General features: G+C 31.7%; 17 protein-coding genes and 1 tRNA gene. 13 read left to right on the top strand and 5 right to left on the bottom strand.

Annotation, left to right across the window (positions count from 1 at the left end):
* Both ABIK75_06680 and ABIK75_06675 read right to left on the bottom strand, forming a co-directional pair.
* A partial coding sequence (locus ABIK75_06680; GenBank protein MEO0090767.1) for a C25 family peptidase propeptide domain-containing protein occupies window positions 1-544 on the bottom strand: 544 nt, incomplete at its 3' end.
* A 9-nt stretch (window positions 545-553) separates the two neighbouring features.
* On the bottom strand, window positions 554-3,706 hold the full coding sequence (locus ABIK75_06675; GenBank protein ID MEO0090766.1) for a S8 family peptidase: 3,153 nt from the start codon (window positions 3,704-3,706) through the stop codon (window positions 554-556).
* Between the two features lie 652 nt (window positions 3,707-4,358).
* Between ABIK75_06675 and rpmH the strand changes: the two genes are divergently transcribed.
* The 13 genes from rpmH to ABIK75_06610 all read left to right on the top strand — a co-directional run bounded on the left by rpmH (window position 4,359) and on the right by ABIK75_06610 (window position 12,404).
* Window positions 4,359-4,496, top strand: a complete 138-nt coding sequence (gene rpmH, locus ABIK75_06670; protein MEO0090765.1) for a 50S ribosomal protein L34 — start codon at window positions 4,359-4,361, stop codon at window positions 4,494-4,496.
* A gap of 3 nt (window positions 4,497-4,499) precedes the next feature.
* Complete coding sequence (gene rnpA / locus ABIK75_06665) at window positions 4,500-4,835, top strand: ribonuclease P protein component (protein MEO0090764.1); 336 nt, start codon at window positions 4,500-4,502, stop codon at window positions 4,833-4,835.
* Window positions 4,825-5,067 carry a membrane protein insertion efficiency factor YidD gene (gene yidD, locus ABIK75_06660; protein MEO0090763.1) on the top strand — a complete coding sequence of 81 codons (243 nt, stop codon included), beginning with the start codon at window positions 4,825-4,827 and terminating at the stop codon, window positions 5,065-5,067. The genes rnpA and yidD overlap by 11 nt, the downstream gene beginning before the upstream one ends.
* A complete protein-coding gene (gene yidC / locus ABIK75_06655; GenBank protein MEO0090762.1) occupies window positions 5,055-6,557 on the top strand; it encodes a membrane protein insertase YidC in 1,503 nt (500 codons plus the stop codon). Before yidD ends, yidC begins: the two co-directional genes overlap by 13 nt.
* Window positions 6,524-7,000, top strand: coding sequence for a KH domain-containing protein (locus ABIK75_06650; GenBank protein MEO0090761.1), 477 nt, complete (start codon window positions 6,524-6,526; stop codon window positions 6,998-7,000). The genes yidC and ABIK75_06650 overlap by 34 nt, the downstream gene beginning before the upstream one ends.
* Entirely contained in the window at window positions 7,000-8,349 is a 1,350-nt protein-coding gene (mnmE, locus tag ABIK75_06645) for a tRNA uridine-5-carboxymethylaminomethyl(34) synthesis GTPase MnmE (GenBank protein ID MEO0090760.1), read from the top strand. Before ABIK75_06650 ends, mnmE begins: the two co-directional genes overlap by 1 nt.
* Window positions 8,346-8,714 (top strand): universal stress protein, encoded by a 369-nt coding sequence (locus ABIK75_06640; GenBank protein MEO0090759.1) that lies wholly within the window; start codon window positions 8,346-8,348, stop codon window positions 8,712-8,714. The genes mnmE and ABIK75_06640 overlap by 4 nt, the downstream gene beginning before the upstream one ends.
* Before the next feature lie 13 nt (window positions 8,715-8,727).
* Complete coding sequence (locus ABIK75_06635; GenBank protein MEO0090758.1) at window positions 8,728-9,186, top strand: PTS sugar transporter subunit IIA; 459 nt, start codon at window positions 8,728-8,730, stop codon at window positions 9,184-9,186.
* On the top strand, window positions 9,176-10,087 hold the full coding sequence (locus tag ABIK75_06630; GenBank protein ID MEO0090757.1) for an MBL fold metallo-hydrolase: 912 nt from the start codon (window positions 9,176-9,178) through the stop codon (window positions 10,085-10,087). The genes ABIK75_06635 and ABIK75_06630 overlap by 11 nt, the downstream gene beginning before the upstream one ends.
* 23 nt (window positions 10,088-10,110) lie before the next feature.
* A tRNA-Met gene (locus ABIK75_06625) sits at window positions 10,111-10,183 on the top strand.
* Window positions 10,184-10,208: 25 nt separating this feature from the next.
* Entirely contained in the window at window positions 10,209-11,129 is a 921-nt protein-coding gene (locus ABIK75_06620) for a branched-chain amino acid transaminase (GenBank protein ID MEO0090756.1), read from the top strand.
* Entirely contained in the window at window positions 11,126-11,578 is a 453-nt protein-coding gene (gene rpiB / locus ABIK75_06615) for a ribose 5-phosphate isomerase B (protein MEO0090755.1), read from the top strand. The genes ABIK75_06620 and rpiB overlap by 4 nt, the downstream gene beginning before the upstream one ends.
* Window positions 11,553-12,404, top strand: a complete 852-nt coding sequence (locus ABIK75_06610; GenBank protein ID MEO0090754.1) for an MBL fold metallo-hydrolase — start codon at window positions 11,553-11,555, stop codon at window positions 12,402-12,404. The genes rpiB and ABIK75_06610 overlap by 26 nt, the downstream gene beginning before the upstream one ends.
* Before the next feature lie 6 nt (window positions 12,405-12,410).
* Here ABIK75_06610 and ABIK75_06605 read toward each other — a convergent pair whose 3' ends face one another.
* The 3 genes from ABIK75_06605 to ABIK75_06595 form a co-directional block, all read right to left on the bottom strand.
* Entirely contained in the window at window positions 12,411-13,577 is a 1,167-nt protein-coding gene (locus ABIK75_06605; protein ID MEO0090753.1) for a class I SAM-dependent rRNA methyltransferase, read from the bottom strand.
* Window positions 13,567-15,072 (bottom strand): DHH family phosphoesterase, encoded by a 1,506-nt coding sequence (locus ABIK75_06600; protein ID MEO0090752.1) that lies wholly within the window; start codon window positions 15,070-15,072, stop codon window positions 13,567-13,569. The genes ABIK75_06605 and ABIK75_06600 overlap by 11 nt, the downstream gene beginning before the upstream one ends.
* Window positions 15,073-15,369: 297 nt before the next feature.
* The coding region (locus tag ABIK75_06595; protein ID MEO0090751.1) for a T9SS type A sorting domain-containing protein at window positions 15,370-15,944 on the bottom strand (575 nt) is incomplete at its 5' end.

The raw sequence follows: 15,944 nt of genomic DNA, 5'->3' as shown, positions 1-15,944 counted from the left end.
GATAGTGATATACTTTTAATCTTTTATTAACCGCATCATAATTAAAAGGAACGAAAATAAGGTTTGCTAAATAGGTTTCTCGCCAACGGGCATAAGATAAACTAAACAAAATATTTTCCGGATAGGAGGTATTAGTATTATAAAAATACCTGTCAATAACAAACTCCCAATTTTCTTTCTCATCAGTTGTTGGTGGTTGGAAGGGATAGACAAGAATATTTTCGTAAGTCTCGTATCGGCTTTCAAGAATTTCAACTTCTACTTTGCCATTATCAGGAATACCAATAACCCTACTAATCTTGGGTAATTCCGGTTTGCCAACCTCTTCGGTTGTTCCTTCTTCACCAAGGAGATAAAGTTTTGTATAGATAACTCCGCCTTTTTCAATATCTTCTGTTTTAATACCAGGAATGGAAATTTCCAAAACCGCTTCTTGATAGGTATGGGAAAGAATATTAACCTTTACTGGCTCTTCCAATTTCCCTTTTCCTAACCAGCCAGCAAAGGTTAAAGTAATAGATAAAAATAAGATAAGGTAACGCATAAGCCCTCCTTATTTGATATGGATTATCTTTTTAACAACCTGATTATTCTCTGCTTTTATCCTTAAAGTATAAATACCTGCTCCTAACTTTCTACCGTTAGTATCTTTAAAGTCCCAAACTAACTCTTTATCTTTTACCTTAAACTCTTTTATCTTTCTACCAAAGATATCAAAAATCGTTATCTCGGCTTCTTTGAAAGGTAAAACCATTTTTAATATTTTTTGGGGATTAGCAATAATAACCTCTTTCTTTTTATTTTCTAATCTCTTAGCAAATTCTTTAATTCCAATATAAGCAACTGTATCAGTAGTTATTTTTATTGCCCGACCAGCAACAATGGGCGCACAAGCACGATGATAGGTATTATTATATAAAGCATTTATGCCAATCGTATTTGTCTGGTCTTCAATGCCAACCGTATTTGATATATAATTATTGGCAGTAAGATATTGGAAAACTATCTCATTATCACCAGTATAAGTCCTCACTGTTGTATCATAAATGATTATCTGAAACTTGTCCCATTGCTCTCTTGGATTATAATAATGGACACTATCCCATTCTAGAATCATCCGGTGATTTAAGGTATCATAATAGAACCAAATACCATTACCATAAGGTGGATATAAATCATCCCAATTAACACATATCATCGCACTCGGATTTGTTGTTGTTGGGTCAGGTAATGGTTGATTAATATAAACCGTTGAAGTAGTATATTCCGGTGTTATCCAACCATTGCCACAGATTGAAAATTGACCAGTATAAAGAATTCCATAATATCTAAATGGGAATGGTAAATTAAATTGAATTGTCTGGTCATCCCCAGTGATGGGCAACCGCACACCGATGTCTCTTATCTCAACCCATTCAAATTCTGGACATTCAACATAGAAAGTATCAATATTATCGTATGCCCAATATCTTGCTGGAACTCTTGGACCATCAGGAATTGGGTCAACAATTGTCACTTCGCCAACAACAATATAAAATGATTTTACAAATGTCCAACTTTCGGAATTAATAATTAATGTACAAGGAACAGGAAATTCTCTTGGTATTGAAGAACTGGCATAAACTTTATATCGGTCAATTTGGTTATATATCACGCTATCTACTAAGATTGTGCCATAAGTACCAAAAGAATCTAAAACAATAAATCTTGGATCACCAGATTTTAAAATAGCATAAACATTATATCCATTTCCCAAACCAGTATTTTTAATTCCAACTGCAACATAAGCAGTCTCTCCTGGGTCAACTTTTCCATTATTATTTCCACCTGGTGGCGAATCCCAAGCAATTACTCCTCTTGGTTCTAAAATTGGTGTGCCTACTTTTAACTCTAATGGCGAAATCCATAAGGAATCTAAAGTATCTCTTAGTTCCAAATTGAATTTTATTGAATAACCATTAGTGCAAGCAGAAGATACTTGAAAATTATATCCATCTTCACCGGTATAAGCCGATTCACCAGCAGCAATATTTCCAAAATATTTCACTGAATCAGTGATAGTAATATTCGGGTCAATTGTATCTAAAACAAGTTTTCCCCAAACACCTAATACCTGATAATCGCAACGATTTATCACCCATAAAGGCATCTCAATCTCCTCACCAGGGTTAATAATTCCATCACCATTACCATTTGGTGGGTTGTCAACAATTATATGGCGATAATATCTCACACCAGTCGGCAATGGTGTTGCCATCACCGCATTATAGGCATCAATCCTTCCAGCACCGAATAAAGTATCTTTACCTGGTAAACCTAAATCAACCGCTGTTGTTTGTAAAATTGAGTCAATCTCTCTCGGTGTCAATTCCGGATTCTTAGAAAGCATTAAGGCAACTGTCCCAGCCACATGCGGTGTTGCCATCGAAGTTCCACTCATTAACCGATAACCACTATTATTTTGATAATCGCAAGACAAAACATCAACTCCTGGTGCCGAAACATCGGGTTTTTTCAATCCTGGTGGATAGGGATAATCATTAAAAGGTGGAACATTCTGCCAGGTTACTGGTCCACGGGAAGAAAAAGAAGCAATATTATCTAAAGAATCAGTAGCACCAATAGAAATCACATCAGATTGGGCACCTTGGGCACCATTTTGTGGATGGCGCCAAGGAGAAGGCACATTACCAGGACAACGACAAGAATTTGGTGGTGAAATATATTGTTCATTACCGGCAGCAACAATCATTGGAATACCAGCGGCACCAACATTGTTACAATTTGTTCGCCAGATTGCCTGTCTTGGATTCCAAGATATCATCCAGCCCAAAGACATTGAGATTAAATCACCGCCATTCTCCGGTGATAGAGGCGGCGAGATAACAAATTCCATTGCCTGCCATACCTGACTTTCAGCGATTGTATCAGCAACCGTCCTTACCCTTAATGCCATAATTTGGGCATCAGGCGCAACGCCACATTGGGTTCCCGCAGTTCCATCAGAAGCAATTGTTCCGGCACAATGGGTTCCGTGACCATGATTATCTATCGGATTATTATTATTCTGCTCAAAATTCCAACCATGATAAGGATAATTTGGATCTTCCCACATATGGTCTCTTAAATCTAAATGATTATAATTGACACCGGTATCAATCAAACCAACAACAATTCCCTGTCCAGTATAACCAAGCGCCCAAACCTCTGGTGCTCTAATCTTTCTCACTCCATAAGTTATCGCATCTTTAATTTTAGTAATATCACCTTTTTGTGGTTTTGGTAATAGATTGGGACAATATTTCAAATCATTATCAACAAACCAGACATCATCTCTTTTCTCCACTTCTAAAATCACATCCTTGGTTGCCTTACAATGGACAATATTGCCAATCCATAGTTGAACAATACCATTCACTTTACCAACATTCTCTTTTGCTTTTAGATAGGAAACAAGATTTGCCTGTTTCTCATAAGAAAAGGTTTTTAGAATCCTTGCAACTTCTACACGACGAATTTTTTTCGGTAGCCCATCCACCATTCTGTTTAAGACATCGCTATCAAACTGCTCTTTTAAGATGATATTTATTGGAATTAATTCGTTATCTTTGGCAGTTTTGATTATTTCGGAAAGTTCTGGTGAGATAAGGGAATAAGAAAAGGAGAAGATTAAAAATAAAAAAATACCGATTATTTCTTTTTTCATAAAAGACCTCCTCTTTTATTAAACATTAAAATATTTTAATAAATATTATTTTAAAATCAATATCTTTTTCCTACCCTTGGTTCTTCATTTTAATGTATGTTTATCTCAAAATTTTTGGTATCTTTGTTGATAAACTCTTTCGTTATTCATATACCGGTATCTACCATTTTTACCTTACCATCAACTTGATTTACAAAAATATCTAATTAGCAAAGAGATTATTTGTATCTTTCATTGGAAATTTATTAATAAAAATCCTTGAAAAATTATTAATTTCCTTCTTTTTAGAATCTTTTTAGAATTACTATCTTTCTCTTTTAAAGTTTGTCTTCTTTAATTCTTTTAAAATCGTTGTTTCTAACTCTTTAGAACCTATCCCTGCAACAATTCTTCTCCCCGAGTTTTTGCTTCGATGTTTAAAAATGTGTTAACTATTTATTAACTATTTAATTGAAGAATCAATAATATAATAGAAAAAAAGAAAACAAAAAGGTTACCGCCTTTCTTCGTTCCTTTGACGATAAATTGAGATACTTTTTATAAAAACAGTCATAATAGAATTCTCAAAAATCGTTCAGAATTTATAGTAACAATTTTCGGTGAAGAGATAGAATAAATTTTGACATTTTTTAAATATTAATTATAATAATTTATGCCTAAAAGGACTTATCAACCATCAAGAATTAAAAGAAAAAGAACTCACGGCTTTTTGGTGAGAATGCGCACGCCCGGTGGTCGCAATGTGATTAAGAGAAGACGACAAAAAGGGCGATGGCGGTTAACAGTGTAAAGAGTGAAAAAGTTTGCTTTAAAAAAATGGGAAATAATTAGGCATAAAAAAGAGATTGCCGAATTAAAAAAAGAAGGGAAAGCCGTGAGTAATGAATTTTTAACACTTATTTATTTAAAAAAAGATAAAAGAAAGGTACTTTTTAGTTGTGAAAAAAGTATTAAAAAGGCAGTTAAAAGGAATAAGTTAAAAAGAAGATTACGTGAAATTTATCGGACAAATAAAGAACATTTTAAAGATAATTATTACTTTTGGATTATGGGTAAAGAAAAAGCATTAGAATTATCTTATAATGAATTAAAAGAAAAATTATTAGATTTGGCAAAAAATGTTGAATAGGATATTTATTTTTTTATTAAGAATTTATCAAAAAATCATCTCTCCTCTCTCTGGTAAAGTTTGTCGTTTTTATCCGAATTGTTCAGAATACGCAATTTTGTGTTTGAATAGATACCCAATTTATTTTGCGATAGTCTTAATAATTTTAAGAATTATTCGATGTCAACCTTTATTTTCTGGTGGTTATGACCCCCCGGAAAAAATGGCTGAAAAATTAAGATGGAAGAAATAAAAAACTTTTTTATTGCTTTTATTTTAATATTTTTAGTTTTAGTTATTTGGCAATATCTATTTTTACCCAAGCCCCAAATTGAAAAACCAAAAGAAGGAAAGGTTAAGGAAAGCTTGCCAATCGATACTCTAAAAACAGTGAAAACAAAAGTAGATACTATAAAAGAAGAAATAATTGTTTTGGAAAATAGTAAAATAAGATTAACCTTTTCTAATTTAGGCGGTGTGTTAAAATCGGTTTATTTAAAGGATTATGATTGTGAACTATTGCGTCCGAAAAGCAATTATTTTGGTTTAACTATCTTTCAGGAAGATAAAAATTATGATCTTACTTGGGAAATTTTTAAATACGAAAAGAAAAATAACGAGATTGTTTTTGAAACCCAATCCGGAAAAGAGAAGATAACAAAAAGATATAAACTAAAGGATGACTATCAATTATCTTTTGTCTTAACCGGTTTAGCAAAGGGCAGTTATTTTTCTCTAAATTTTGATAAGTTTTTAAATTTTACTGAAAAGGACACCAACGAAGATTTAAATTACGCCCATTATCAATATTATTTCAAAAGAAATGTGAAGAAATTTGATTTTCGCAAAATGAAAAAGGATGAATTTATTTACGAAAATGAAATCGATTGGCTGGTAATGAAAAATAAATATTTTCTCTTTGCCCTTTTGCCTTCCTTTCCTTTTGATTCTTGTCAATTTTTAAAAAGGGAAAAAGAAGGTGGTATAATTATTTATTCTACTAATCAAGATAAATCCGAACTATCTCTTATCTTCGCTCCTTTGGAGTATAATCTCCTAAAAGGTTTTAAAAAGGATTTAGAAAAGGCAATTCCCTTAGGTTGGCCAAGAAGTTTTAGTTTAGCAATTCTTTTTCTTTTAAAGTTTTTATATAAAATTTTTCAAAATTATGGTGTGGCGATTGTTTTCTTTGCTTTACTGATGAAACTTCTTTTCTTTCCTTTTAGTCGGATGCAAAACGAACAGATGAGAAAATTACACCTTTTACAACCAAAATTAGAGGAATTAAAAAGAAAATATAAAGATGACCCTCAGACTTTGAATCGGGAAACAATGCAGTTATATCAACTATACAAGATAAACCCTTTTACTGGTTGTCTACCATTAATTATTCAGTTACCGGTATTTTGGGCATTATATTCAGTATTTCGCCAAACTATTGATTTAAGAAAAGCAAGTTTTATTTTCTGGCTAAAAGATTTATCAGTAAAAGACCCAATTTATGTGCTACCAATTATGATGGGAATATTTTTTCTCCTACAAAATATTTTAACCAATCCTGACAAAAAAAATATTTTTTTAACTTTTATTTTCCCCATTTTTTTAACCCTGATTTTTTTAAATTTTCCTTCAGGGTTACAATTATATTGGCTTACTTTTAATGTACTCTCGATTATGGAGAGTTTAATTTTCCAAAAAGGAGGTTTAAAATGGTTGAAAATAAAAACGAAACTAAACCCATAAACGAAATTATCCAGGAAGTAGTAAAAGAATTTCTTTCTTATCTAGGAGTAAAAGCAAAAGTTGATGTGAAAGAAGAAAAAAATGGCTACTATGCGAACATCAAAGCAAAACCATATGCCGGTCTACTCATTGGTAAAAGAGGGGCAAATTTAAAGGCTCTTCAATATTTAGTCAGATTAGTAGTGAAAAAAAGAGCAGGCCATTTTGTACCCCTTATTTTGGATGTAAGTGGTTATCGGATGCGCAGAGTCAATTTTCTTAAAAAGAAAGCCTTAGCCGTTGCGAAAATTGTCTTAGAAACCAAAAAAGAAATGGCTTTAGACCAACTTACCGATAAGGAAATTGCAATTGTGAGCGAAACTTTAAGCCAAATTTCGGGAATAAAATTTTACACTATTAAGGGCACTGGTAACAAAAAGAATGTGATCGTGGCTCCACAATAATGACCGAAAATAAGACGATCTACGGATTAGCCACCCCGCTCGGAAGGAGCGCAATGGCAGTAATTCGGGTTTCTGGACCGTTAACCATTTCTATCCTTAAAAAGATTTTTCGCCCCAAAAAAGAATATCAAAAATTTCCTGCCCGAAAAATTATCAAAGGAGAGATTATTGATTGGGAAAATAACAAAATAATCGACGAAGTGACCGTCGCAGTTTACTACTCACCAAACAGTTATACTGGTGAAGATATGGCGGAAATATTTTCCCATGGTGGGTTCTATCTTCCGCAAAGGATTTGCGAAATCCTTAAAAAGGCTGGAGCAATTTTAGCAGAACCTGGCGAGTTTACAAAAAGAAGATTTCTTAACGGCAAAATTGATTTGGTCCAAGCGGAAGCATTGTTGCCTTTAATATCTGCCCAAACAGAAAAACAAGCGAAAATGGCTCTTGCTCAATTAAGGGGTGAAGTCTCATTAATAATTAAAAATTTCGGCGAAGAATTGAAGGAACTCTTGGCCCAAACCGAATATCTAATTGAATTTGCTGACGAAGAAGAGGCGAAAGAACTCGAGAAAAATATTAAAAAGAGGATTGCCTCTTTAAATGAAAAAATGGAAAAAATTTTTAAAAGAACACATTTCCAAAAAAAGATTTTCCAAGGAATTAAAGTTGTGTTGGCCGGTCGAGCAAATGTTGGCAAATCCTCCCTTTTTAATCAACTTCTCGGAAGAGAAAGAGCAATCGTTACCGAAATACCAGGAACCACCAGAGATGTCATTGAGGCAATGATTGATATTGATGGTTTTCCCTTTATTTTTTGCGATACGGCAGGAATTGATTTCAATATCAGTTTAATTGATGAATTGAGTGTAAAAAAAACAAAAGAATATTTAGAAATGGGAGATTTAATTTTGTTAATCTTTGATATCTCGGAACCACCCCAAGAAGCTGATTATGATTTATTAAGGATGACTAAAGAAAAAGATAGAATTATCATTCTTAACAAAAAAGACTTGCCCCATAAATTCCCTTTAGATTTTTTGAGCAGCGAACCCTATTTACTAATCTCAGCGAAATACGGAGATGGGATTGAAGAAATAAAAAAAAGATTAAAAAAATATCTCCAAAATTTTTATTCCGATAGTGATACCTTTCTCTTTTTACCTCGTCAGATAGAATGTTTAGAAAAGGCATTAGCAGCTTGTAAAAATTGTTTAAATCTCTCTTATTGGGAAAGCATTGCCGAAGAATTGAAAGAAGCTTTATTTAATCTTCGGGAGCTTTTGGGCGAAACAACAAGCGAAGAGATTTTAGATAAAATATTTTCACAATTTTGTATCGGCAAATGAAAAAGATCTTGCTTTATCTTAACGAAGCCCAAAAAGAAACTATTGAACTAGCCTTAATGTTAGCCCAAACCTTTTCTTCTCGACTTTATGTGCTCTTTTGTCTTAATTCCGATAAAATAAAAGACGAAGAAACAAAGGACAGATTAGAAGATGAGGGATGGCAAAAATTATATGATGTGGAAGAAAAGGCTTTTCAAAGAGAGATAAAGGTCTCTCTCTTATTTTTTGAAGGTAAACCTGAAAATTTGATTTATGAATTAACAAAGTCTTACGAAGTAGATACTATCATTTTAAATTCTTTGGCAGAACTAAATTTATTAGAATTAATTAATAAAAACAAAGCAAAAACCATAATTTTAAAATAAGGGGAGGTTCATAATGAAAAAAATTTCAGAAATTTTGTTAAAAGAAGGAATTATTCTTGATTTAAAAGAAAAAGAAAAAACTGCGGTAATTAAAGAGTTAAGTGAAAAACTAATCCATTTGGGATATATTACTGATCCTGAAGAGTTTTTTTCTGAAATTTTAAAAAGAGAAAATCTGGAAAGCACCGGTATCGGTATGGGTATTGCGATTCCCCATACCCGTTCCAAAGCAGTAAAAGAACTGGTAATTGTTTTTGGTCGCTCAAAAGAAGGAGTTGACTTCTCCAGTCTTGATGGTAAACCAGCCCATTTAATCTTTTTGATCGCCGGTCCGGAAGACAAAAAGAGTGAATATCTTTTTGCCTTAGCTAAACTTTCCAAATTATTAAGAAAAGATGAGTTACGAATTGAATTAAATAAAGCAAAAGACGAAGAAGAGGTTCTGGCAATTATCAAAAGGTATGAAATTTAAAAAGTTCCTTTTTATCTTATTATTTCTTTGCTGTCAAAAGAAGGATTTAAGTTTTAAAATCTTTTTCATTGATGTTGGTCATGGGGATGCGATTTTAATAAAAATCCCTGAGGATAACCGTAATTTTAATATTTTAATTGATGGTGGCGAAGAAAAATATAGTAACGATATCCTCATTCCTTTTTTAAAAAGAGAAAAGATAGATACTTTTCATTACCTTTTTGTTACCCATAATCATTCTGATCATTTAGGAGGAATATTACCGGTGTTGGATCTTTTTACGGTTCTAAATTTAATCACATCCCAAAAAGAAGCCACTAATCAATTATATTTAAAATTCTTAAAAAAATTGAGAGAAAAAAATTTAAAACCGAAGAAAATTAAAATTGGTGATAGTTTTCTAATAGGCAAAAAAACAAAAATAAAAATTTTAAATTGTTTCAAAGAAGGAGACGACGAAAATAACAGCAGTTTGGTTTTAAAATTGGTTTATGATACTTTCTCTTTTCTTTTTGCCGGTGATATTGAAGGAAAGAAAAGAAAAGAGAGTAGCAATATTTGTCGTTATACCGAAAGATTTCTTGTTGAAAGATTTAATAAAGAATTGAAGGCAAAAGTATTAAAAGTTCCCCATCATGGAAGTGAGACATCTTTAACCGATACTTTTTTAAAATTAGTCTCTCCGGAGATTGCTATTATAACTGCCGGAAGAAAAAAATTTGGGAATGTAATCTTACCGGATACAACAGTAATTTTAAGGCTTATAAGAAATAATATCAAAATATTTAGGACTGATAAAGATGATTATTCTTATAAAGATGCACCAGGTGATGACCATATTTTAATTGAAATAAAAGATAATAATTTCATATGCCGATATTATTCTTATTTGATTTTTTAAAAAAAATAATTAAAATTAGTATAGGCGGCGTAGCTCAGTTGGCAGAGCAGGAGAATCATAATCTCCGGGTCAGGGGTTCGATTCCCTTCGCCGCCATTTTTTATTTAAAAAAGGAGGAGAAATGCCAATAAATGAGGCAAAATATATCTGGATGGATGGTAAACTTGTTCCTTGGCAAGAAGCGAAGATTCATGTGCTATCTCATGTGGTTCATTATGGAACAGGTGTTTTTGAAGGTTTAAGATGCTATAAAACAAAGAAGGGACCGGCAATTTTTCGGTTAAAAGAACATACGGAAAGACTTTTTAATTCTGCTAAAATTTATAGAATGGAAATTCCTTATACCCAAGAAGAAATAAATAAAGCAATTATCGAAACGATTAAAGCAAATGGTTTAGAAGAATGTTATATTCGACCAATTGTTTATCGAGGTTACGGCGAAATCGGTGTTAATCCTTTTGGCTGTCCAGTTTGTGTGGCAATCGCTACTTTTTATTGGGGGAAATATTTAGGAAGTAAAGCCACCGAAGAAGGGGTTGATGTAATGGTATCTTCTTGGAACCGAATGGCACCAAATACTTTTCCGGCAATGGCGAAAGTATGCGCTAATTATATGAATTCTCAATTAATTAAAATGGAAGCATTAGCCTATGGATTTGTTGAAGGAATTGCCTTAGATATTTTTGGCTTTGTTAGCGAAGGTTCCGGTGAAAACATCTTTTTAGTTAAAAAAGGCAAACTTTATACTCCACCCTTGAATGCAACAATTTTGCCGGGAATTACACGCGATACTGTTATTAGAATTGCGAAAGATTTAGGTATTGAAGTAATTGAAATGATGATTTTAAGAGAATTTTTATATATTGCCGATGAGGCTTTCTTTACTGGTAGTGCTGCGGAAATCACACCTATTCGTTCGATAGATAAAATCAAAATTGGCGATGGTAAAGTAGGTCCAATTACTCGAAAATTACAAGAAGAATTCTTTACCATTGTTAATGGTGAAAAAGAAGATAAATATGGTTGGTTAACCTATTTATGAAAATTGGTATTGGTGCCGACCATCGAGGATTCCGTTTAAAGGAAGATTTAAAAAAATTTTTAGAAGAAAATAATTATCAAATAAAAGATTTCGGAACCTATTCCGAAGAACCTTGCGATTATCCGGATTTTGCTTTTCCCCTTTGCGAAGCATTAATAAAAAAAGAAATCAATCGGGGTATTTTAATCTGCGGTTCCGGATTAGGAATGTCAATCTCTGCTAACAAAGTAAAAGGAATAAGGGCAACTCTTTGTTTAAATAAAGAAATGGCAAAAATGGCAAGAAATCACAATAATGCTAATATATTAGTATTGGCAGCAAATTTCACTTCTTTAGAAACTGCCAAAGAAATAGTTTCAACTTTCCTTAATGAAGATTTTGAAGGTGGTAGACATTTAAGAAGAATAAATAAAATAAGAAAATATGAAAATCGTTCCATTGGCAAGTGATTCCTTAGGAACAAGAAGTATGGCAACCTATGTGGAAAGTGAGAATATTGGTATTTTAATTGACCCAGCCGTTGCCTTATCACCATCACGATTTAACCTTCCACCCCATCCCTTAGAATTACAAAGAAAAGAAGAACAACTTAATTTAATCAAAGAGAAAGCAAAACAGAGTTCAATTATAATTATTACCCATTATCACTATGACCATCATAATCCTGATGAACTTAGTATTTATCAAGATAAAATTCTTTTAATAAAAGACTTGGAAAATTTTATAAATGAATCACAGAAAATAAGGGCTCATTATTTTTTAGAAAAAATAAAAGGAGTACCCAAAAGAATTGAAATTGCTGATAATAAAGAATGGTTGATGGAAAATATAAAAATAAAATTCTCTTCACCAGTAACACATGGACCAAAGGAATATTTAGGATATGTTATCCAAATATTAATAAGTAACGAAAATGAAAATTTTATCTTTACTTCCGATGTTCAAGGCATTGTTAACGACGACCAACTAAATTTCATTTTAGAAAATAATCCAAAAATTTTATATGCCGATGGTCCGATGACCTATATGTTAAACTACCGTTATAGAAAAGAAGATTTAGAAATTTCAATAAATAACATAAAAAGAATTATCAATGAAACCGATGTGGAAACAATTATTTTAGACCACCATTTAACCAGAGATGAGAACTTTAAAGATTATCTAAAAGAAATTCTAAACCAAAATAAGACAAAAATCTTAACCGCTGCCGAATATCTGGGAAAAGAAAACGAACTCTTAGAAGCCAGAAGAAGAGAATTATATAAGAAATTATAATCTAATTTAGAAAACCTCTAAGAAAAAGGTTCTTAAATATTCGGTTTCGGGCATACTTAATAAAATCGGGTGGTCTGGTCCTTGGGTTGTCCGGTCAATTATTCGGAAATTTCTTTTGGCATCTTCGGCAGCAGCATTTAAAGTATCCAAAAAATCTTGCCAATAAAAATGGTGAGAACAAGTAGAAGTGACCAGAATACCACCGGGCTTTAATAGTTTCATTGCCCACAAATTTATATCTTTATAACCCCTCAAAGCACCACTTAACTCTTTTCTACTTTTCAAAAAGGGCGGCGGGTCAAGAACTATTAAATCAAATTCCATTTTGTTTTTATATAAATTCCTTAATTCATTAAAAGCATTACCAACCATAAAATGGCAAATTTTATCCACTTTATTTAATTCAGCATTTTTCTTTGCCAATTCAATTGCCTGTTGATTTCCGTCTATCCCCAAAGTCTCCTTAGCACCGCCTAAGGCAGCATTGATTGAAAAACTACCGGTATAACAAAAGACATCTAAAACCCTTTTATTTTTTGCCAATTCTCTTACTTTTTTTCTAGTTATTCGGTGGTCAAAAAAATATCCAGTTTTTTGTCCATTTTTTATATCCACATAAATTTTTACTCCATTTTCACTAATTATCACCAAATCATCTAATTCTCCATAAACTAATCTATCATATCTCTCTAACTTTTCTAACTCCCGCAACCGAAAATCATTCTTTTCAAATATTGATTTTACTGGAAAGATTTCTTTTAATGCCTGATAAATTTTTTCTTTTCTTATTTCTACTCCATAAGAATAGATTTGAACAACAAAATGATTTTGATATTTATCAATCACTGTGCCGGTTAATAAATCGCTCTCTCCATAAACCAAACGGAAATCTTCTTCATCCGGCAACACTGTTTTCCGATATTCATAAGCCTTGAGAATCCTTTCTTTTACTAAAGGGACATCAAAATCTTCATCTTGAAAAGAATAAAGTCTAACAGTAATTTTACTCTCCCAATTAAAAAGTCCATTACCAATAAATATGTCATCTTCGTAGACCGAACAGATATCTCCTTTTTTTAAATTCTTATCCTTCTTAATTATTTCGTTTCTTAAGATCCATAAATAATGTTTGATGCTTTTTTTTCGTTTAATAAAGACTTTTTTAAAAGGCATCTTTTATTATAATATTATTTTCTTCATCAATTGTATAAATCACGTCTTTCCCATCTTTAGCTTTCGGGGCCAGAAGAATTGGCGGCGGATTTCCTTCTCCAAAAGGCGGCAACAAAGAAAGTAATTTCTTATTTCTTTCATTAATTTCTAAAACCGCTTCATAAAAATTTTCTTTAGAAAAATTTTCTTTAAATGAAAACATATTTTCAGCATCTTTAATTACTTTCTCAACAAAAACATTTAATTTTTCTGCAGCAATAGAAAAACCACATGCTTTTTTGTGTCCACCATAATCAATTAAATATTCCTTGTTCAATTTTAAAATTTCTAATATACTATTCTCTTCATCGCTTCGACATTCACCAACATATCTTCCCTCATCTACTTTGCCAATCACCATTGTGGGGAGATGATATTTTTCAATAAACTTTCCTGCCACATAACCTAAACAACTTAAAGATAACTCTTCATTTCTCACAATGATAATTTTATCGGTTATTATTTTTTTTTCTTCTGCGATTTCTAGGGATCTTTTAGCCTCTTCTTGCCATTTTTTAGAACGAATTTGAAACTCTTGAAAAATTTCCTCTGCTTCCTTCTCATTATCTGTGATAAAGAATCTCACTCCTTTGTTTCCTTCACTACTAGCAAAAATCGGTAAAAGATAGACGATAAAATTACTTACACTAAATTTTCTTTTCTCCAGAATATTTAAAATAGGCATTTTAAAAGGCAGGTGGAGATCTTCAAAAATTTTTGTTCCCAAAGATACTATTGTTCGATTTTCTGAAATTAAAGGCACTCGGTCAGCAATTGTCCCCAAGGCGGTTAAAAAAAACAGTTCTTTTTTACAAGAGTAAAATTCTTCTAAAGAAATCTCCATTAACTCTTTTATTAAACCGATAGCAAATTTAAAAGCTACTCCTACTCCTGATAATTCTCGAAAAGAATATAAAGAATCTTTTCTTTTAGGATTAATCACCGCGATTGCGGAAGGTAGTTTCTCTAATACTTCGTGATGATCAATAACAATGACATCTACTTTCAAATTTTTGGCTTCCTCAATCTCTGAAAAATTAGTTGTGCCGGAATCAACCATAATAACTAAATCTAAACCTTCTTTTTTAAACAATTTTAAATCTTCTATATTTAACCCATATTTCTTTTTATGTTTAACGGGAATATAAAAGGAAACTTTTGCTCTTAAATCTTTTAAAATGTTATAAAATAACACAGTGGCTGTAATTCCATCTAAATCTTCATGACCCCATATTAAAATCTTCTCTTCTCCTTTTATTGCCTTTTTTATTCTTTCTATTCCTTTTTCATAATCAGGCAATAATTCCGGAGAAAATAACGATTTTAAAGAAGGATAGAGAAAATTTTCAACATCTTCTTTTTTCCGATTTTTTCTTAAATAAAGAATTCTTAAAAAACCTTCAGGCAAAGACACATTTTCTTTTAATATTCTAAATTCTTGTTCATCTATCGGCATTAATTTCCACATTATAAACATAAATTATACTCCATTTACATATTTTTGTCAAAAATTAAATGCCAAATTTGCGCTAATGATATAAGTAAAATGCGACATTATATTTCTATTTAAAAATTTTTACATTTATAATTTTCATAAGTCATTAAATTTCAATAATTTATTTTGTTAAACCAATAAATTTTTGGTATAAAAATTGCTTAAATTTATAATGAGTTGTGGTCTCTCCTGTGCTAATAGGATACCAAAATCTGGTTGGCAAAAGGGGCGCTAAAAGCGCCCCTTTTAATATTATTTTTAATTTATTATAATAATTTTATATTTTTCTCTTTCAGTTTTTATAAAATAGACACCTTTAGAAAGTTTTGTTATTATTTTCTCTTTGCTTTTTAATTCCCATATTTTCTTTCCACTTATATCATAAATGATTATTTTTGACCTTTGAGGAAAATATACTGAAATGCTGTTTAAAATAGTAGGTAATTCTTTTTTATTATTTAATCTCTTTAGAGAAACTTCATATATTACACTTGGTAAAGGTGGACCGGTAACGAATTTAATTGCTCTTCTTGGCTGTAATTGTGCTGATGCCCGATGATAACTATTGTTGTAAACCGCACAAATTCCTATCGTATTCGTCTGGTCCTCAATACCAACCGTATTAGAAAAATAATTATTTGCTGTCAGATATTGAAATTTAATTACATTATCACCGGTCGGTGTTTGAATACTTGTATCATAAATAATTATCTGAAACTTATCCCATTGTTCTCTTGGATTATAATAATGAACACTGTCCCATTCTAAAATCATCCGATGATTTAATGTATCGTAATAAAACCAAATTCCATTACCATAAGGTGGATATAAAT

It is taken from the genome of candidate division WOR-3 bacterium, from assembly GCA_039801725.1.
Classification (GTDB): domain Bacteria; phylum Hydrothermota; class Tepidihabitantia; order Tepidihabitantales; family DTDR01; genus DTDR01.
Note: the sequence above shows the minus strand (reverse complement) of the source record. Positions and strands in the feature narration are given on the sequence as shown.

What these genes read in the sequence shown, in the direction of transcription:
- rpiB (MEO0090755.1), top strand. Translation starts at nt 11,126, where the DNA reads ATGAAAATTGGTATTGGTGCCGACCATCGAGGATTCCGTTTAAAGGAA.
- ABIK75_06600 (MEO0090752.1), bottom strand. Translation starts at nt 15,072, where the DNA reads ATGCCGATAGATGAACAAGAATTTAGAATATTAAAAGAAAATGTGTCT.
- rpmH (MEO0090765.1), top strand. Translation starts at nt 4,359, where the DNA reads ATGCCTAAAAGGACTTATCAACCATCAAGAATTAAAAGAAAAAGAACT.
- ABIK75_06640 (MEO0090759.1), top strand. Translation starts at nt 8,346, where the DNA reads ATGAAAAAGATCTTGCTTTATCTTAACGAAGCCCAAAAAGAAACTATT.
- yidD (MEO0090763.1), top strand. Translation starts at nt 4,825, where the DNA reads ATGTTGAATAGGATATTTATTTTTTTATTAAGAATTTATCAAAAAATC.
- ABIK75_06635 (MEO0090758.1), top strand. Translation starts at nt 8,728, where the DNA reads ATGAAAAAAATTTCAGAAATTTTGTTAAAAGAAGGAATTATTCTTGAT.
- ABIK75_06605 (MEO0090753.1), bottom strand. Translation starts at nt 13,577, where the DNA reads ATGCCTTTTAAAAAAGTCTTTATTAAACGAAAAAAAAGCATCAAACAT.
- ABIK75_06630 (MEO0090757.1), top strand. Translation starts at nt 9,176, where the DNA reads ATGAAATTTAAAAAGTTCCTTTTTATCTTATTATTTCTTTGCTGTCAA.
- ABIK75_06620 (MEO0090756.1), top strand. Translation starts at nt 10,209, where the DNA reads ATGCCAATAAATGAGGCAAAATATATCTGGATGGATGGTAAACTTGTT.
- ABIK75_06650 (MEO0090761.1), top strand. Translation starts at nt 6,524, where the DNA reads ATGGTTGAAAATAAAAACGAAACTAAACCCATAAACGAAATTATCCAG.
- yidC (MEO0090762.1), top strand. Translation starts at nt 5,055, where the DNA reads ATGGAAGAAATAAAAAACTTTTTTATTGCTTTTATTTTAATATTTTTA.
- ABIK75_06610 (MEO0090754.1), top strand. Translation starts at nt 11,553, where the DNA reads ATGAAAATCGTTCCATTGGCAAGTGATTCCTTAGGAACAAGAAGTATG.
- mnmE (MEO0090760.1), top strand. Translation starts at nt 7,000, where the DNA reads ATGACCGAAAATAAGACGATCTACGGATTAGCCACCCCGCTCGGAAGG.
- ABIK75_06675 (MEO0090766.1), bottom strand. Translation starts at nt 3,706, where the DNA reads ATGAAAAAAGAAATAATCGGTATTTTTTTATTTTTAATCTTCTCCTTT.